Origin of the sequence: Actinoplanes sp. TBRC 11911, from assembly GCF_012933445.1 — a bacterium.
Classification (GTDB): domain Bacteria; phylum Actinomycetota; class Actinomycetes; order Mycobacteriales; family Micromonosporaceae; genus Actinoplanes.
In genome coordinates this window covers 556,818-574,974 of the sequence record NZ_JABBNC010000001.1, presented here as the reverse complement: position 1 = coordinate 574,974, position 18,157 = coordinate 556,818, and the positions used below count along the sequence as shown (strand labels likewise).

Annotated in this window: 17 protein-coding genes; 7 read left to right on the top strand and 10 right to left on the bottom strand. The window is 70.9% G+C overall.

Annotation, left to right across the window (positions count from 1 at the left end):
• The first annotated feature begins 164 nt into the window (after positions 1-164).
• Together HH310_RS02440 and HH310_RS02435 are read left to right on the top strand one after the other, a co-directional pair.
• Positions 165-5,519, top strand: a complete 5,355-nt coding sequence (locus tag HH310_RS02440) for a protein kinase domain-containing protein (RefSeq protein ID WP_169173685.1) — start codon at positions 165-167, stop codon at positions 5,517-5,519.
• Positions 5,520-5,568: 49 nt separating this feature from the next.
• Positions 5,569-5,928, top strand: a complete 360-nt coding sequence (locus HH310_RS02435; RefSeq protein ID WP_169173684.1) for a response regulator transcription factor — start codon at positions 5,569-5,571, stop codon at positions 5,926-5,928.
• A 44-nt stretch (positions 5,929-5,972) separates the two neighbouring features.
• On the opposite strand, the gene HH310_RS02430 is transcribed toward HH310_RS02435, so the two are convergent.
• Positions 5,973-6,626 (bottom strand): pyridoxamine 5'-phosphate oxidase family protein, encoded by a 654-nt coding sequence (locus tag HH310_RS02430; RefSeq protein ID WP_169173683.1) that lies wholly within the window; start codon positions 6,624-6,626, stop codon positions 5,973-5,975.
• An 83-nt stretch (positions 6,627-6,709) separates the two neighbouring features.
• Between HH310_RS02430 and HH310_RS02425 the strand changes: the two genes are divergently transcribed.
• Positions 6,710-7,258, top strand: coding sequence for a CGNR zinc finger domain-containing protein (locus HH310_RS02425; RefSeq protein WP_169173682.1), 549 nt, complete (start codon positions 6,710-6,712; stop codon positions 7,256-7,258).
• An 11-nt stretch (positions 7,259-7,269) separates the two neighbouring features.
• Here HH310_RS02425 and HH310_RS02420 read toward each other — a convergent pair whose 3' ends face one another.
• Positions 7,270-8,088 carry an SDR family oxidoreductase gene (locus tag HH310_RS02420; RefSeq protein ID WP_169173681.1) on the bottom strand — a complete coding sequence of 273 codons (819 nt, stop codon included), beginning with the start codon at positions 8,086-8,088 and terminating at the stop codon, positions 7,270-7,272.
• A 58-nt stretch (positions 8,089-8,146) separates the two neighbouring features.
• A complete protein-coding gene (locus HH310_RS02415) occupies positions 8,147-8,542 on the bottom strand; it encodes a hypothetical protein (protein ID WP_169173680.1) in 396 nt (131 codons plus the stop codon).
• Between the two features lie 233 nt (positions 8,543-8,775).
• Between HH310_RS02415 and HH310_RS02410 the strand changes: the two genes are divergently transcribed.
• Together HH310_RS02410 and HH310_RS02405 are read left to right on the top strand one after the other, a co-directional pair.
• A complete protein-coding gene (locus HH310_RS02410) occupies positions 8,776-9,297 on the top strand; it encodes a SigE family RNA polymerase sigma factor (protein WP_312033770.1) in 522 nt (173 codons plus the stop codon).
• A complete protein-coding gene (locus HH310_RS02405; RefSeq protein ID WP_169173678.1) occupies positions 9,294-10,442 on the top strand; it encodes a hypothetical protein in 1,149 nt (382 codons plus the stop codon). Before HH310_RS02410 ends, HH310_RS02405 begins: the two co-directional genes overlap by 4 nt.
• Positions 10,443-10,488: 46 nt before the next feature.
• Here HH310_RS02405 and HH310_RS02400 read toward each other — a convergent pair whose 3' ends face one another.
• From HH310_RS02400 to HH310_RS02370, 7 genes are all read right to left on the bottom strand, one after another.
• Positions 10,489-10,818, bottom strand: coding sequence for a hypothetical protein (locus tag HH310_RS02400; RefSeq protein ID WP_169173677.1), 330 nt, complete (start codon positions 10,816-10,818; stop codon positions 10,489-10,491).
• Positions 10,815-11,714 carry a hypothetical protein gene (locus tag HH310_RS02395; protein ID WP_169173676.1) on the bottom strand — a complete coding sequence of 300 codons (900 nt, stop codon included), beginning with the start codon at positions 11,712-11,714 and terminating at the stop codon, positions 10,815-10,817. Before HH310_RS02395 ends, HH310_RS02400 begins: the two co-directional genes overlap by 4 nt.
• Positions 11,715-11,954: 240 nt before the next feature.
• Positions 11,955-12,845, bottom strand: coding sequence for a metal ABC transporter permease (locus tag HH310_RS02390; protein ID WP_169173675.1), 891 nt, complete (start codon positions 12,843-12,845; stop codon positions 11,955-11,957).
• Positions 12,842-13,657, bottom strand: a complete 816-nt coding sequence (locus tag HH310_RS02385) for a metal ABC transporter ATP-binding protein (RefSeq protein WP_169173674.1) — start codon at positions 13,655-13,657, stop codon at positions 12,842-12,844. The genes HH310_RS02390 and HH310_RS02385 overlap by 4 nt, the downstream gene beginning before the upstream one ends.
• A 5-nt stretch (positions 13,658-13,662) precedes the next feature.
• Complete coding sequence (locus HH310_RS02380; RefSeq protein ID WP_312033768.1) at positions 13,663-14,595, bottom strand: metal ABC transporter solute-binding protein, Zn/Mn family; 933 nt, start codon at positions 14,593-14,595, stop codon at positions 13,663-13,665.
• A gap of 141 nt (positions 14,596-14,736) precedes the next feature.
• Positions 14,737-15,768, bottom strand: coding sequence for a M15 family metallopeptidase (locus tag HH310_RS02375; protein WP_248293641.1), 1,032 nt, complete (start codon positions 15,766-15,768; stop codon positions 14,737-14,739).
• 61 nt (positions 15,769-15,829) lie between these two features.
• Positions 15,830-16,798 (bottom strand): class I SAM-dependent methyltransferase, encoded by a 969-nt coding sequence (locus tag HH310_RS02370; RefSeq protein WP_169173673.1) that lies wholly within the window; start codon positions 16,796-16,798, stop codon positions 15,830-15,832.
• A 280-nt stretch (positions 16,799-17,078) separates the two neighbouring features.
• Between HH310_RS02370 and HH310_RS02365 the strand changes: the two genes are divergently transcribed.
• Positions 17,079-17,297, top strand: a complete 219-nt coding sequence (locus tag HH310_RS02365) for a CbtB-domain containing protein (protein WP_248293559.1) — start codon at positions 17,079-17,081, stop codon at positions 17,295-17,297.
• Positions 17,298-17,316: 19 nt separating this feature from the next.
• The gene (locus HH310_RS02360) at positions 17,317-18,156 is read left to right on the top strand and encodes a CbtA family protein (RefSeq protein WP_169173672.1); all 840 of its coding nucleotides are present in this window, start codon (positions 17,317-17,319) and stop codon (positions 18,154-18,156) included.
• Position 18,157: the final 1 nt, after the last annotated feature.

Here is an 18,157-nt window from a genome sequence, read left to right as displayed (position 1 = left end):
GTAAACTGCTGCTTCACGTAACGTCCAGTACTGATGGCGTTCGCGCTGTGTGCCGATCTCCGGACGGTCAACAGTCGCGTTCGCCTGTCCGTACGCGTAAGGATGGGGGCGGACCAGGGCGTACGGTCTGCGGTCAGGCGTGGAGGTGCGGGATGGTGGACGGCGTGGATCCGCCCGTTCGGTTCGCGGTCGTGCACGAAAGCGCCCGCACACGCGTCACCCGGCTGTCGCGCGCCGGCCGCACGCTGATCATGAAGGAACCCCTCGGGCCGGACGCCGGGCGCCGGCTGCGGCACGAGTCCGCGATCCTGGAGCGGATGCGCGGCGTCACGGGTGTCGCTCAGCTGGCCGACGAGTCGTCGCACGACGGCACGATCGTGCTGGCCGACGCCGGCGAGAGCACCCTGGCGGATCTGCCGAAACCGCTGCCCGCGCACGACCTGGCCGGGTTCGCGCTGGCGCTGGCCCGCGCCATGGCCGAGGTGCACCGCCGCGAGGTGATTCACCGCGACCTCACCCCGGCCAACATCGTGGTCGCCGCGGACGGCACGCCGACTCTCGTGGACTTCGGCCTGGCCGCGTCGATCGCCGAGATCCGCCCGGAGTTCACCCACCACAACGAGATCCCGGGAACGCTGGCGTACCTGGCGCCGGAGCAGACCGGCCGGACCGGCCGCGCCGTCGACCAGCGGGCCGACCTGTACGCGCTGGGCGCGGTCCTGTACGAACTCGGGACCGGCGAGCCCCCGTTCGGCACCGGCGATCCGCTGCGTCTCATCCATGATCACCTGGCCCGGCTGCCGGACCCGCCCGCCGACCTCCCGGAACCGCTTTCGAAGATCATCTTGCATCTGCTGGAGAAGGAACCGGACAACCGGTACCAGTCGGCCGACGGCCTGGTGCACGACCTGTCGCGGATGGGCGACGAGCCCGGCCGGTTCCGGGTCGGCGAGCGTGACTTCCCGGTCCGGCTGCTGCCACCGTCCCGGCTGGTCGGCCGCGACGAGCCGGTGGCCGTGCTCAAGGCGGCGTTCGCGGAGGCGCTGGCCGGGCGATGCGCCGGAGTGGTGATCAGCGGCGTGCCCGGGGTGGGCAAGACGGCGCTGACCGACGAGCTGCGGCCGGTGGTGACCGCCAGCGGCGGCTGGTTCGTGGCCGGCAAGTTCGACGAGTACCGCCGGGATCAGGAGTTCAACGCGGTCCAGCAGGCCTTCACCTCGTTCGGGCGGCTGCTGCTGGCCGAACCCGAGGACGAGGTCGCCCCGATCCGGGTCCGGATGCTGCGCGCGCTGGGCGCGAACGCGGGCCTGCTCGCCACGGTGGTGCCCGAGTTCGCGACGCTGCTCGGGCCGGGTGAGCTGGGTGACCCGCTGACCGCGGGGGTGCGCGCGCAGATGGTGGCCGCGGGGGCGCTGCGCGCGGTGGCGTCCAAGAGACGCCCGCTCGTGGTCTTCATCGACGACCTGCAGTGGGGCGGCGGCGTCCCGCTGGGTTTCGTCGACATGGTGCTCAGCAACGAGGGGTCCGAGGGTCTGCTGCTGGTCGCCGCGTACCGGGAAGGCCACGTGGACCCGTCGCACGCGCTGGCCGCCATGCTGGAGCGCTGGAGCGAGGCCGCGGTGCCGCACGTGGCGCTGGAAAATCTCACCGGGCCCGACCTCGTCGCCATGCTGAGCGAGACGCTGCACGTCGCCCCCGCCGCCGCGGACGAACTGGGTGAGGTGCTGCAGCCACACTGCCACGGCAACCCGTACGAGACCGTGGAACTGCTCAACGCGCTGCGCCGCGACGGCGTGCTGACCGCCGCGCCGGACGGCTGGCGGTGGGACCCGGCGGCGGTCCGCGCGCATCTGACCCAGGCCGAGGCCGGCGGGTTGTCGGCGGCCCGGGTCGCGGCCATGCCGGAGCGGTCCCGCCGGGCCGTGGAGGCGATGGCCTGCCTCGGCGGCCGCGCCAAGCTGAGCGTGCTCGAGATCGCGATCGCCGCACCGGGCGAGGTGCCGGACCTGCTGGAGCCGGCCCTGCGCGACGGCATCCTGGCGACCGAGGCCGGCGCCGAGGACGCGGTGCGGTTCCGGCACGACCGGATCCGGGAGGACGTGCTGAACGGGCTCGGCCCGGACCGGCGCGCCGAGCTGCATCTGGCCATGGCGCGGCGGCTCGCGGCCGAGCCGTCCCTCTTCGCCGTCGCCGCGGAGCAATACCTGCCGGTGGCCGCCGCGGTCACCGAGCCCGGCGAACGCCGCGCGGTGTCCGCTCTGCTGCGACGCGCCGCCGACGAGGTGGCGCAGATCGGCGAGTTCGCGCTGGTGCACGCGCTGCTGTCGGCCGCGCTCACGCTGGCCGACGACTCCGGCACCGACGCCCTCATCGAGTTGCACACCCTGCATCACGCCGCGCTGTTCAGCCTGGGACGTCTCGACGAGGCCGACGACGACTACCGGGCGCTCGAGGGCTTGGCCGCCACCGTGCTGGACCGCCGGGCCGCGACCGCGCTGCAGGTGAAGGGGCTGACGCACCGGAACCGTTTCACCGAGGCCATCGAGCTGGTGATCAGGTCGCTGCGCGAGTGCGGCATCGACGTGCCCGACGACGAACGCATGCCGGCGGCCATCGACCGGCAGTTCGCCCGGCTCTACGACTGGCTGGACCACACCGATCTCGCCAGCGACATGGCCCGCCCCGATCTCACCGATCCGGCGCTGCTGACCGCGGGCAGCCTGCTCAACGCGATGCTGGCACCGGTCTACTTCGTCGGCGACCAGGTCACGTATTCCTGGGCGGGCCTGGAGGCGCTGCGCATCTGGACCGAGCACGGACCGGGGCACACCCTGGTCGGATCGGCGGCCAACGCGGCCTTCCACGCCATCACCCGCAGCGGCGACTACACCGCGGCCTACCGGACGGCACGGCGGATCCTCGCGCTCGGCGAGAGCCGGTCCTACGAGCCGGACACCTCGCACGCCCGCCTGGCCGTGTCGTTCCTGACCTCCTGGTTCGAGCCGGTGGAGAACAGCATCCAGGAAAGCCTGCGCGCCCGTGAGGGGCTGACCGCGGGCGGCGACCTGTCAAACGCGAGCTACACGTACCACCAGACGGTGGTGGGGCTGCTGGACTGCGGGCCGGTGCTGGACGCCTGCATGGCCCAGGTGAACGCGGCGCAGGCTTTCGCACGGCGGACCGGCAGCGGGCAGACCTCGCTGTGGCTGGAGAGCTACGACTGGCTCGCCGACGTGTTGCGCCGTACCGGCTCGGCCGCGGCCGCCGAGCCGATCCCGATCGATCGGTACGCGGGCAACCCCCTGGTGGTGATCCACGTTCACCTGTGCCGGGCGATCGCCGCCGCGATCTTCGGAGACCCGGCCGAGCTGGCACGGCAAGGGGCGGCAGCCGTACGCCTCCTGCCCGTCATCACCGGGTTCACGGTGAGCGCCCTGGCCCACCCGCTGTACGGGCTCGGCCTCGCCGGGCAGGCCCGGTCCGCGCACGGCGACGAGCGTGCCGCCCTGCTGACCGAACTGGACGATGTACTGCGGTGGCTGGGCGCCCGCGCCGCCGACGCACCGGACAACTTCCTGCACCTGCTGCGGCTCGTGGAGGCCGAGCAGGCGTGGGCCATGGGCGACTTCCGCGCCGCGGCCTTCGCGTACGACTCCGCCCGGCGCGAGGTCGAGAAGCGGCAGCGCCCGTGGCACCGGGCCCTGATCGCGGAACGCGCCGGCCACTTCTACCTGGCGCACGGCCTCGAACACACCGGCTACGAGCTCCTCGCCCAGGCCCGCGAGCAATACCTGGCCTGGGGCGCCCCGGCCAAGGCCGAGCAGATGGAATGGGCCTACCCGGGCCTCAACCCGTCGCCCGAGGACGGCCAGGCCGACGACCACCCGCGCCGTGCCACGGTCACGGCCGGCGCCACCGACCTGCTCGGCATCCTGTCCGCGTCGCGGGCCCTGAGCTCGGAGACGAGCGTCGAACACCTGCACGCCCGGGTCGCGGAGGTGCTGAGCGCGATGACCGGCGCCACCGGCGTGGATCTCGTGCTGTGGGACGAGGCCCGCGAGGACTGGCTGCTGCCCGGCGGTCCGGCGGCGCCGATGTCGGTCCTGCGCTACCTGCACCGCACCCAGGAACCGCTGGCCGTCAGCGACGCCACCACCGACGACCGGTTCGCCCGCGACCCGTACTTCGACGGCCTCGCCTGCTGCTCGCTGCTGGCCGTACCGGTCCTCGGCCGCGGTGCGCTGCGCGCGGTGCTCCTGCTGGAAAATCGACTCATCCGAGGGGCTTTCACGACCGGGCGGCTGGAGGCGGTCGGGCTCATCGCCGGGCAACTCGCAGTCTCGCTGGACAACGCCCAGCTCTACGCGGGGTACCGGCGCATCGCCGACGAGCAGGCGGCACTGCGACGGGTGGCCACTCTGGTCGCCCGGGCCGAGCCGCCGGACGCGGTGTTCGCGACGGTGGCCGCCGAGGCCGGGCAACTGCTCGGCGTCGACTTCGCCACCCTGATCCGCTACGACGAGTCCGAGATGATGGAGATCGTCGGCATGTGGACCGCCCGGGAGGGCGTTCCCCCGACACCGCTGGGCACCCGCCTGCCCCTCGGCGGGACGAACGTGACCACTCTCGTCTTCAACACGCAGCGCGCCGCCCGCATCTACCGCGCCGAGGCCACCGGACCGATCGGCCAGATCGCCATCGACGAGTGGGGCTGGCAGGCCGCGGTGGGCGTGCCGATCAGTGCCGAGAGCCGGTTGTGGGGCGTCCTGCTCGCGGGGTCCATAGGCGACGAATCGCCGCCGCCGGACAGCGAGACCCGGCTGTCCGCCTTCGCCGAACTGGTGGCGACCGCGATCGCGAACGCCGAGGCACGGGCCGAGGTGGCCGCCTCCCGCGCGCGCATCGTCGCCGCCGCCGACCAGGCACGTCAGCGCATCGAGCGCGACCTGCACGACGGCGCCCAACAGCGGCTGGTGTCGCTGGCGCTGTGGCTACGCGAGGCGCAGGCGGCAGTCCCGCCCGGGCTGGAGGAGTTGCGCGCCCAGCTCGTCAAGGCGGTGGCCAGCGCCAACGACGCATTGGAAGAGGTGCACGAGATCGCCCGGGGCATCCACCCGGCCGTCCTGGCGACCGGCGGGTTGCGGCCCGCGCTGCACGCGCTGGCCCGGCGCTCCACGATTCCGGTACGCCTGGACCTGCTCGCCGATCAGCGCCTGCCCGAGCCCGTCGAGGTCAGCGTGTATTACATCGTGGCCGAGGCGCTGACCAACGCGGCCAAGCACGCCCGCGCGTCGGCGGTGAGCATCCATGCCGAGGTGGTGGGCGACCTGCTACGCGTCACGGTGACCGACGACGGCACCGGCGGCGCGGTGGTGGGCGGCGGCACCGGCCTGGTCGGTCTCAAGGACCGTGTCGAGGCGCTCGGCGGGCGGCTGCGGGTCAACAGCCCGGACGGCGGCGGGACGAGACTGACCGCGGAGCTTCCGATCACCACGGCCAGCACCAAACCGGGTCAATAATGTCCATGTGAGCGAGCCGCGGACGTCCCGTCGGTGGAAGGATGGCTGAGTGCAGTTGAGGTGTGTGATCGTCGACGACGACGAGAACTTTCTCGATGTCGCCCGGGCCTCGCTGGAACGCGGGGGCGTGATCGTGGCCGGGGTCGCCGACAGCGGCGCCGCGGCGGTCCAGCGCGTGGGCGCGCTCCGCCCGGACATCGTGCTGGTCGACATCCGCCTGGGCGCGGAATCCGGCTTCGACGTGGCCCGGGTGCTGGCGGCCAGCGGCCACGCGGGCCGGCTCATCATGATCTCCTCGTACGCCGAGGCCGACTACGCGGATCTGATCGCCGAGGCCCCGGTCGCCGGCTTCCTGTCCAAGACCAAGCTGTCCGCCGTGGCCATCCACCGCCTGCTCGGCATCACCTGACCCGGCCGCCCGTTGCGGGCGTCCGGAGTGGACACGCCGGCCGCTCAGACTCCGGCTCGCAGCGCGAGTTGCTCGCGCAAAGCCGCGTTCTCGGCGCGCAGGCGGGTGAGTTCCGCGCGGACCGGTGCCAAGGCGCCGGCCAGTTCGGCCTCGGTGTAGCGCGGGGTGATGTGCTGCGAACAGTTCCAGTCGTGGCCCTGGACGGTGACGGTGACGAGCCGCTCCACGATGCCGTCGGCCAGGTTCGCGGCTAACCTCTTGCCGAGGTGGTCGGGGATGCCGTCGCGTACGTCGAAAGTCGTTGCCGTGCCGATGATTTTCAGGCGGGCCCGGTGGGCGTAGTCCATGAGGAACAGCGACACCCGGGGTGCGGCGGTGAGGTTGCCGACCGACAGGTACTGGCGGTTGCCCCGGACATCCGCCCAGGCCAGCACGCTGTGGTTGGCGTCGTCGGGGTCGAGCACGTGCAGGAAACCCGGTGGGCCGCCGCGATATTGCACGTACGGCCAGCCGGTCTCGCCGACGGTGGCCAGGTAGAAGCCGTCGCGCTCGGTGATGAAGGCGGCCGCGTCGTCGTCGAGCAGGGCGTCGGTGTGCCAGCCGGCGGTCACGCGTGCCATGGCGGTGCGGCTGCCATAGCGCTGCTGCGCGGCGGCGACGGACTGGGTGGTGAGCTCTTGCAGGTAGCGATGCGGCATCGTGCACCCTCTCACCGTTCTCGAAGCCTTTGGGGGTTAGAATATCTCACCTGTCAAGAGGGCTTTGGTGGTAAGATCGCGGGATGGTGCAGCGACCGCTGGTCGGCGAGCCACTCGCCCTGGACCTGGTGAACACGCAGTGGCTCGACCGGAGCGAGATCGTCGACCTGTTCGACAGTCCTGGCGAGTTGCCGGCTTGGCTTGCGGAGCACCACTTCGCCGGGGACGCGGGCGCCGTCGAGGGGCCGCTGCGGCAGGCTCGTGGCGCGCTACGCCGGATCTTGGAAGAACCGGGGCCGGCCGCCGAGGACGGGGTCAACCGGGTGCTGTCGTACGGCGTGGTGCGGTTCGCGATCGGCCCGCACGGCGTACGGGAAGATTATGACGTTGAATCTGATTGGGTGCCGGCGTGGCGGGCGGTCAAGGACTATCTCGAATTGCTCAGCGGGTCGGCTGATCGCATTCGGCGCTGTGCCCATCCCGCCTGCAATCTCTATTTCTACGACACCTCGCGCAACGGCACCCGGCGCTGGTGTTCGATGGACGGCTGCGGCAGTCGCAGCAAGGCCGCTCGCCATTATCAGCGCCGGCGCGGCGCGGCCGGGGCGCCGGCCTCACCACCGCGGCGGTGAGGCCGGTCGCGTCAGGGCTGGGGGGACGCCTCGATCGCGAGGTCGGGGAACGGCATGTCCAGGGCCGCCCGCTGCAGGCCGCCGTCCGCCTCGATCACCTTGCCGGTGAGGAAGCCGGACGCCGGCGACGCCAGATAGAGGACGGCGGCGGCGATGTGGTCCGCCGAGCCGACCATGCGCAGCGGAATCGCCCCCTCCATGGCCTGCCGCGCCTGCTCGTTGGCGAGGAATCCCTCCAAGGCGGACGTGGCGGTCGGGCCGGGGGAGACCGCGTTCACCCGGATGCCGGGCGAAAGGTCCTCCGCGGCGAGCCGGGTGTAGTGCAGCAATGCCGCCTTCGCCGTGCCGTACGCCAGGTAGCCGCGGCCGGCGACCCGGCCTAAGACGGCGCCGACGTTCACCACCGCGCCGCCGCCGGTCTGCGCCATGACCGGCGCGGCCTCGGTGACCAGAGCGTGCGTGGTGCCCACATTGAAGTGGAAGGCCTGGTTCAGGAAGTCCACCGTGGTGTCCAGGATCGCGGCCGGTGCCGTGCCGCCCAGGTTGTTGACCACGATGTCGAGGCGGCCGAAGCTCTCGACGGCCGCGGTGACCAGCGATCGCATCGTCGCTTCGTCGTCGAGGTCCGCCGCGACGACACGGGCGCGGCGCCCGGCCGCCTTGATCTGGTCGGCCACCGCCTCGAGCTGGTCGCCGCTGCGGGCGGCGATCACGACGTCCGCGCCCGCCTCGGCCAGCGCGACGGCCGACGCGGCACCGATACCGCGGCCGGCCGCCGTCACGATGGCGACGCGATTGTCGACCCGGAACAGGTCGAGTACTCGTTTCAACGTACAAGGCCCTTCTGAAGAACGGTTTGTCCGGCGGACAAACGTCTGTCCGGGCCGATTATTCAGATCGATCCACCGGCGGCTGGTACCGGTCACATGAGCGGCCGCGTTCGGCCTGGTGGATGGTGCGGCCGGCGCAGAGCCGCACCGGCGGATAGACGCCACGGAACAGGTAGGACGCCTCGACCCGGAACCTGGTCCGGCCCCGGCCGCAGTGCCGGCCGAACGTGTGCCATTCGATGCCGTCCGCCGGGCCGCTGCGGGCGACCTGGATCGCGGCACAGCGAGACGGCCCCTTCCCGGTCAGGGTGCCGGCGATGCGGATCGGGTTCCGCTGGTAGGTCCCGTGTCCGACGACACCGCCGGCGACCAGCCGGAACGAGTCGGCCGTGGCGGGAGCCGGAGCGACTCCCAGGCCGACGGCGGCGACGAGCGGAAGGACGAGAGAGTGCATGGTTGCTCCTTCGCAGAGATGGGCCTCAAGAACACAACGCGCGGCCCCGTCTCCCGGGTTCGTGCCAGCCCTGCGCATCGACGACAACCATTGGCGGCCGGGTGAGCGTCTTGGGTGTCGACATAGGCGAGCGACACATCTCTTGAGGAGCATCAATGGCCCCTGACACGCTCGGCGTGGCGGGTCCGGCGCTTCGCGGCCGATTTCGCCACGACGGAACGGGGAACCTACGGGTGGATACCGCCGAGGACGAGTTCGATACTTTTGTACGTGCCCGGACGCACGCGTTGTTGCGTTCGGCCTATCTCTTGACCGGTGACCAACAGCTGGCCGAGGACCTGGTGCAGTCGGCGCTGACCCGTACGCATCAGTCCTGGAAGCGGCTGGCGCACAGCGGCAACGCCGAGGCGTACGCGCGCCGCACCATGTATCACCTCCAGGTGTCCTGGTGGCGGCGCCGCCGGGTGGCCGAGGTGCTGCCCGAACGCATGCCGGACCGGCCCGGCCGCGAGGACCACGCCGGCGAGGTGAGCCTGCGGCTGGCGCTGCGGGAGGCGCTGGCCCGGTTGACGGCCCGTCAGCGGGCGGTGCTGGTGCTGCGGTTCTTCGAGGACTGCACCGAACGCGAGGTCGCCGACATGCTGGGCGTCAGCATCGGCACGGTGAAGAGCCAGACCGCCAAGGCGCTGGCCCGGCTGCGGACCATCGCTCCCGAACTCGCCGACGTCGACGGCCGGAAGGAAGCCCTGTCGTGACCAACCCCACAGATCCGTCCCGTACGCCGGCGCGGGTAGCGCTGCACGACCAGATGGCCGGAATGGCCGAGGAGGTAACTCTCGTGGACCTGCGTGACCGTGTTCTGACCTCGTCGCGGCGGGTGACCGTGCGCCGGCGCGTGGTGCTGTCGTCGGTGGCCGCGATCGCCGCGGTGGCGGTGGCCTCGGGTGTCGCCTGGGGTGGCCTGCCCACCTCACCGCGCAAGGATGTGGCTCCGGCGGTCAGCGTGTCGCCCGCGCCGTCGACGCCGACGTCCAAGCCGACGTCCAAGCCGACATCGAAGCCGCCGTCCAAGCCGGCACAACCGGCCCACGCCGTCGTGCCGCAGCGGCTGTTCTACCTGGACACCACCGGCGAGTTGCAGCGACTGGACGGCTCGACCGGCGCCCCGCTGTTCCAGCCCCGGACCGAGTCGTGCGGGCTGACGATCTCGCCGGACCATTCCCGGATCGCCTACGTGATCGGCGACGGCCTCGCGACCGGTGACCTGGTCGTGGCGAGCCCGAACGGCGCCGGCAAGAAGACGGTGCTGCACGGCGTCGTCTGCACCGGCGGGAACAGCCCGGTCTGGATGCCCGGCTCGCAAAGGCTGCTGGTCCGGCAGGGGTACGGCAAGCCACGCGAGGTTCTCGACCTGCGCGGTGGCGACCTCGCCGGCACCCCGCTGGGGAACGTGAACGACTATGTTGCCTGGTCGCCGGCCGGGACGTATGTCGCCTACGCCGAGTCCGGCAAGATCGTGGTGGCCCGCCCGGACGGCACCGTGGTCCACCGCGTCACCCACGCCGACGAGACGCCGACCGGCGGGTTCAGCGTCCAGGGCGTCTCCGATGACGGCGGCCGCGTGATCGTCGGCATGCTCAACAGCGATCCGGGCGCCGTGCGCACCGGCTTCCGGGTGGTCGACACGCGGACCGGCCGCACCATCAGCCTCCCGGCGTCGGTCACCCCGAAGAATCCGCGTCAGGCGGCGATCTATCCCATGCCCGGCAACAATCTCCTGGTACGCGTCCCCACCGGCAACACCCACACGTTGTCCGTGGTCAGCCCGGCCGGCCAGGTTCTCGACTCCCGCACCGAACCGTCCGATTTCCACGGCTCCACCCTGCTGACCTCGTCCTGAGCGACCGGCCCGAAGGTGTGCGCGCACACCTTCGGGCACGCTGCGGCTAGGTGTTGATAACAATGATGGGCACCACGATCGCGGCGACCTGCAGGATCAGGCCGATCAGCCAGCCCAGCAGCAGCCCCGGACCGGAGAGGCGCGCCCGGGTGGCCGGGATGACCACCAGGATCACCTCGACGATGAGGGCCAGCACGTCCAGCGCCGGGATGAACAGCAGGAAGAACACCGAGCCGACGATGTCGTCGTCGCCGAGGGACGTGAGGGCGACGATGCCGAACGCCAGCCCGAACGCGATGGCCTGGACCAGCACGCCCAGGCCGAGGTCGCGGCCGAAGTGCTTGGTGGGCGTGCGAGCCAGCTGGTCGGTGGTCATTGGTTCTGGCTCTGGTCGACGAAGGCCTGCAGCACCTCGGGCACGGTGACCGGGGTCCGGCCGAGCAGGGTGCGCAGGTCCTTGCTGTCCGACTTGAGACGCCCGTCGCGGCAGGCCAGCTCCAGCGCCAGGCCGGCCTCGACGTCGTCGGTCTCGATGCTGATCAAGGCGCGGTAGTCGGCCTCGGACACTTCGACGAATTCGACCGGCTGGCCGAGCTGGTCGGTCGCGAACTTGGCGAAGTCGGCCTCGGTGAAGGGCGTCTCGCCGGCCAGCTCGAAGGAGGCGCCCGCGTGCGGGTGGGTGACCAGGATCTGGCCGGCGGCGCTGGCCAGGTCGGCGCGGGCGATGGCGGAGACCTGGCCGTCGCGGGCGAGACCGAAGACCTGGTTGCTGTCGAGGCCGCCCTGGAAAACCGTGGTCAGGTACCGTTCGGCCTGAAGCCCGGCACGCAGGAACGTGAACGAGTCCGGGAACATGCTCTTGATCAGGTTCTCGGTCACCTTGTGCGCGGCGAAGATGTCCGCGTTGGTGTCCTGGGCGCCGAGGCCGCTGATGTATCCGACCCAGGTGGCGCCGGCGGCCTTGGCGGCGTTGAGGGCGTTGCGGTTGCGCTGGAGATTCTCGTCGGTGTTGGGTTCGAAGTTCTCCAGGCCGATGTACGGCAGGAGCATGAGCTGGGTGGTGCCGGCGAACACGTCGTTCAGCCCGTCCGGCTTGGTGAGGTCGGCCTCGCGCACCTGGACGCCGAGCTCCTTGACGTCGTCGATGCTCCCGCCCAGCGGCGGCACATCGTGCGAGATGGCCAGGATGTCATCGGAGCTGACGCCGCGGATCAGCAACTCCTTCACGATCTGGAAACCGACCTCGCCGGCCACACCGTTCACTGTGAACACGTTCGTCTCCTCTGTCCGGATCTTTCACGCCACCAGACGGGGAGAGGGCCGCGATATTCAGGCGGGATCTGTCGGCTAACCGACGGTCAGTTCTTGCAGGTCCAGGACACCTTGCCGCTGATGCCGGGGGAGACTTGCCCGTTGCCGTCGGAGAAGGCGAGCCGCGTGAAGGTGAAGGTGCCGCCGCCCTGCGGGCCGCGTCGGCGAGCACTCTCACCGAGGTGGTGGCGGCGTACTCGGTCACCCGGTGACGGTGGATCGCGTGGGCGCGACCGCGGGAGCGACGGCATGGCTGACCGGCCGGGCGCGCCGGTTGCCGAGCGCCCGGCACACCAGGTAGATCGCGAAGGAGATCGTCGTGACGTACGGGCTGATCGGGATGTTGCTGCCCAGCGAGAGCAGGATGCCGCCGACCACCGAGACGACGCCGAACAGCACGCTCAGCAGCGTGACCACATGGGGCGACGCCGTGACGCGCATGGCCGCGGCCGCCGGTGTGCAGATGATGCTGAGCACCAGCAGGGCGCCGACGATCTGTACGGACATGGCCACCGACAGGCCGAGCAGAAGCATGAAAATCGTGGAAAGAGCCTTGACCGGTACGCCTCGGGCGGCGGCCAGCTCGGCGTCGGTGCTCGCGAAGGTCAGCGGACGCCAGACCAGTAACAGGCCGAGCAGCACGAGCGCGGAGGTGCCGAGCAGCCACGCGAGCTGCGGGGTGTCGACCGCGACGATCTGCCCGGTCAGCAAGCCGAACTTGTTCGCCGCGCGTCCCTTGTAGAGGGACAGGAACAGCACGCCCAGCCCGAGTCCGAAGGGCATCAGCACGCCGATGATGGAGTTGCGGTCGCGGGCGCGGCTGCCCAGCGCCCCGATGGTGAGGGCGGCGAGGATCGACCCGGTCAGCGAACCCACCACGACGTTGACGCCGAGCAGCAACGCGCCGGACGCCCCGGCGAAGGACAGCTCGCTGATCCCGTGCACCGCGAACGGCAGGTCGCGCATCATCACGAAGGTGCTGATGAGACCACCGACAATACCAAGAATCAGGCCGGCGATGATCGAGTTGCGTACGAGGGAAAGCAGTTGACCGTAGTCGGCGAAGTTGAAGATCTGATGCCAGACGCTCATGACGCCCCCAGCACGTGATGGGGTTCGTGACCCGGCTGGCCGATGGTCTCCGGGAGGCCGGCCACCAGGATCCGGCCGCCGGAGCGGATCACCTCGACGGGCGTCTGGTACAAGGCGCTCAGCGTCGCGGAGTTGAGGACCTCGTCGACCGAGCCCACCCGGAAGGTGCCGCCGGCGAGGTACAGGACCCGGTCCACGTACGGGAGCACGGGGTTGATCTCGTGGGTGACGAAGACGACGGCGGTGTCCGCGGTCCGCCGGCGCTGATCGACGAGCGCCGTGGTGGTGCTCTGGCTGTGCGGGTCGAGGGAGAGCAACGGCTCGTCGCACAGCAACAGCCGCGGGTCGCCGATCAGGGCCTGCGCGATCCGGACGCGTTGCTGCTCGCCGCCGGAGAGCAGGCCGACCGGGCGGTTCGCGTAGTCACTCGCGCCGACCTGGTCGAGCAGCGATTCGATGCGGCGGCGACGGGCGCCGCTGGGCCGGCCGATGCCCCAGCGGTGCCCGTCGAGCCCCTGCCCCACCAGGTCGCGGGCCCGCAACGGGGTGAGAGCGTCGATGCGCCGCTGCTGCGGGACGTAGCCGACGTCGCGGCTGCCCCGGCGGGCCGGATGACCCGCGATCTTCACGGTGCCGCTGCCGAGGCGCTGCTGGCCCAGGATGACGCGGAGCAGACTGGTCTTGCCGGATCCGTTCGCGCCGAGCACCGCCAGGAACTCGCCCGGCTGGACGGTCAGATCCAGATCGGACCAGAGGGTGCGCGCGCCGAAGCTCAGCGAGCCGTCGTGAATTTCCAGCACCGGTGCGGACATGGTCGTTATCCCAGCGCCGTTTGGATCGCGGACAGGTTGCCGGTCATCCAGGACACGTAGTCCTTGCCGGTGGGCAGGGTCTCGGTGACCGGGACCACCGGGATGCCGGCGGACTTGGCGGCGGTGAGCACCTTCTCGGTCTCCGGGCCGGAGGTCTGCTCGTTGTAGGCCAGCAGGGCGACCTTCTTCTGCGAGAACAGCGCCAGAGTGTCGGCGAGCGTGCTCGCGGACACGTCGGTGCCCTCCTCGATCGCCTCGCTGAACGCGGGCGGGGTCTTGTTGACCAGCCCGGACGCCTCCAGCATGTACAGCGGCACCGGCTCGGTGATGGCGGCGCCGGCACCCGCGTGCGCGGCCTTGATCGACGCCTCGGTGCCCTGCATCTGCGTCAGCTTCTGGTTGAAGGCCGCGGCGCCGGCGTTGAACGTCGACGCGTCGGCCGGGTCCTTGGCCGCGAGCGTGCTGGTGAGCTGGTCCACGAACTTCTCGACGGTGGGGAAGTCGTACCAGACGTGCTCGTTGAGATCACCGCCGGCCGGTGCCTTCTTGCCGGAGATGTCGACGACGTTGAACACCGTCGCGTTGGTGTTCTTGGCGGCCTTGAGCATGGTGTCGACGAAGTCGTCGTAGCCGCCGCCGTTCTCGATCACCACGTCGGCCTTGGACAGCTCCAGCTGGGTGCGGCTGTTGGCCTCGTACGAGTGCGGGTCCGCGTCCGGGTCGCTGATGATCGAGGTGATCTTCACCTTGTCGCCGGCGATCTGCTTCACGATGTCGCCGTAGACGTTCGTCGACGCCACCACCGACAAGGTCGTGCTCGCCGTGCTTGCGGCACTCGGCCCGGGGCTGGCCGAGGACGACGAACCACACGCCGACATGGCCATCACCAGGGACAGCGCGCCGACGCCGAACAAGCTCGTGCTCAACCGGGTCAACACCGTCTCACCTTCCGTAGGGAATTCTGAAAATGAATTCCATCTCGGGAAAAGTTAGAGGGTGTCGTGCCGAGGTCACAAGCTATTGGAACCGATTATCATGTTGGTCACTTATGCATACATTCTCATCAGTATGTGGCTTCCTTATGATCCGGTGATCGACCAGTGCCATGGCTCGGACGGCAGGTTCGCGAACCCGTATTCGTCGGCGTGCGCCTTCAACCAGGCGAACCCGGCGCTTTTCGCGGTGAGCGTCTTGCCGCCGGAGGTGATGTCGACGGCCAATCCGATCTCGTGCAGCGACCGGCCCGGGATCGCGGTCGGGACCCGGCACGACGAGGCCGGCGCCGTCGAGATGTCCGGGCATCCGTTGATCTTCCGTAGTTCGATCTGGCGCTGCCTGGTCCGGAATCCGCCGCCGGACAGCACGATCCCGTCCGCCTTCGCGTCGTCGATCATCCGCTGGAAGGCGAACGCGACGCTGCGGTGCACGGTGATGCCGTAGACGGTGGTCGCGTCCGCGGTGGTGAACGTGGCGCGGACCTGGGTGACGACGTCGCGGCTGATCGCGGCGGCCCGAGCGGTGAGCTCGGCGGTGGGCGCGGTGCCGGTCAGCTTCTGCTGCGTCACCTTGACGGCCGCACACGTGGTCTTCCATCGGGAGGTCGCGCCGGCCAGCCGCGTGGTAGCGATGCTCAGCCCGGTGCGCGCCGCGGTGAGTGCCGCCGTCGCCTTCCCCGACTGCGCCCGGCGCGTGATCATCGTCTTCGTGACGATGGCGACAGCGCTCTTCGCGTGGGCGACCCGGGCGCTGCGATACGGACGTTGCCGTTGGACCCGGAGCATGGTCTTCCTGGCGCCGGCCACGGCCTGGGTCGCGGCCAGGTATCGGGTCCGGGCGGCGGTGTCGGCGGCGGCGGCCGCGGTGAGCCCGGCCTGAGCGGTGGCGATCGCGGCTCGGGCCGAGGTGACCTCGGTGGCCCCGCTCGCGCACCCGTTCTGCTGAGCGGCGAGGCTTATGCGCAGTCGCGCGGGGCCCGGGGTCGCGGTGAGGCTGCGGCGCATCAGGTCCGACCACGTCTGCGCGGCGCTCGGGATCGCGGCCTGCGCCGGCGTACCGGAGCCCGTCAGGGTGGCGGCGAGCAGCACCACGAGGGAAACCCAGAGTCGCTTCATCACCCGGAGAAGCGTGCGTCCCGACGGGTGCACGGCCGTCCCGGCCGAGGGTGCAATCGGGTTATCGGCGTACGGCGACGGCCAGGAACCGATGCGGCGGGTCCTGATACGTGGTGAGCTGCCAGCCGGTGCGCGCGGTGGAGGCGCGCAGCACGTGCTCGGCCAGCGGCTCGTCCGGGCGCAGCGCGCGGCCGTGCCGGGCGGCGAGGGCGGCCCGGCCGGACGGGTGGAACAGCACGAGCCGGCCGCCGCGGCGCGTGACGCGGGCCAGTTCGGCCAGGCCGGCGTCCGGGTCGGGCAGATGGTTGATCAGGCCGGCCGCGAACACCGCGTCGACACTGCGGCCGGCCAGCGGCAGGTTGCCGGCGTCCGCCAGCAGAAGCACGGCGTCGCCGGCCCGGGCGTGGTCGCCGGCGGCGGCGAGCATCTGCGGCGTGTGGTCGACCCCGATGACCGTTCCGCCGGGTCCGACGGCGTCGCGCAGGGCCGGCAGCGCCCGGCCGGTGCCGCAGCCGACGTCGACCGCGACCCCGCCCACGGCGATGCTCGCCTCGACGACGGCCGCGGCGTACGCGGGCAGATCCGCGCCGAACTTGCTGTCCCAGGTGGTGGCCCGCGCGGCGAAGAACGCCCGGGACTCGGCCCGATGCCAGAGATCGGCCGCGATCAGGCCGGGATCCGCGTGCCGCAGCACCGGCCAGTGCGGATCGACCAGGTCGACGACCACGTCGGGCTCGTCGGCACTGGTGCCCGGCTCGTCGCCGCGGACCCACACCCGCATCCGCCAGGCGCTCTCGACGGGCTCGTCCACGACGAGCCCGTCCGGCGTCCGGGTCGTCGAGCGTCCCTGCCGCTCCAGCCCCGTCCTCAGGCCGTCGCCGAGCAGATCGGCCGCGCCGTCGGCGCCGTCGATCAGGATCCGGCAACCGTGCGCGGGCAGAGCGCCGATCAGGTGGTCCAGGACCGTCGTCCACCGGGCGCGCTGCTCGGCGGTCAACGCCGCCCAGTCCAGCGTGCGGTCAGCACTCATGAGGACATCATGCAACTGCGGCCCCGAAGTGACCAGTACGCCCGCAAATGCAACCCGACACGCCGGTGCGGAGGCGTGTCTGCCGAGCGTCGTCACGCTCGGTGCACATTGACGGGCGGGGGCCGGAACCATAGCCTCCTCGGTGGGACCTGTGAGGAAGCTGGGGAGGATCCAGCGCGGTCGCGCCACTGTGAGTCCGGCAGCCGCCGGCAAGTCAGACCCTCACCCGTCGCCATGCCCCATCCGTACGAGGGACGCACGATCCCCAAGGAGGCTCTTCATGAGCTCTATGCCGCATACCCCCACCACCGCCGCCACGCCGCTGGTCATCCCCGGTTCCAAAGCCGTGTTCTGGCTGCTCGGCACCGCGGTGCTCGCCGTGCTGGCGTACTACTTCATCGGGATCGACCAGGGTGCCGTGTCGGTCTTCGGCAGCGACACGCACATCCACGAGTTCGTCCACGATGGCCGCCATTTCCTCGGCTTCCCCTGCCACTGACCAGGTAGGAAGCTGAACAATGGAAAAGCGGATCATTTGGCGCGGCATCCTGGCCGGCGCCATCGGCGGGCTGCTCGCGTTCGTGTTCGCACGGATCTTCGCGGAGCCGCAGATTCAGAAGGCCATCGACTACGAGGCCGGCCGCGACGCCGCCCAGCACGCCCTGGACCAGGCGGCCGGGGCGCCGATGGACCATCACGAGGGCGCGGAGGTCTTCAGCCGGGCCGTGCAGGGCAACTTCGGCATCGGCGTCGCGCTGATCTTCTTCGGCGCGGCGATGGGTGCGCTGTTCGCGGTCGCGTACGCGCTCTATCTCGGCCGTGCCGGGCGGGTCCGGCCGCGCACCCTGGCGCTGCTGGTGGCCGGCGGCGGGTTCGTCGGCATGTATCTGGTGCCGTTCGTCAAGTACCCGGCCAACCCGCCGGCCGTCGGTAACGGCGACACGATCTCCCAGCGCAGCAGCTTCTACCTGCTGATGGTGGCCGCGTCGCTGCTGTTCCTGGTCCTGGCGGTGTGGCTGGGCAAGCGGCTGCGGCCGCGGTTCGGCACGGGGAACGCCACGCTCATCGCGGGCGGGGTGTTCCTCGCGGCCACCGCGATCGTGATGCTGGTCCTGCCCTCGTTCGGGGAGCTGGCCGCGAACAAGGCACTGCACCAGGCCACCGAGACGCCGGGTCCGCTCACCGACGCGAGCGGAAACATCGCGTTCCCGGGCTTCCCGGCCGACCTGCTGTACAACTTCCGCCTGTACTCGATCGGCGCGCAGCTGATCCTGTGGGCGACCATCGGGCTGGTCTTCGCCCCGATGGCCGAGCGGCTGCTGGCACCCTCGACGAAGGCCGCGCTGGTCGGCGCCTGAG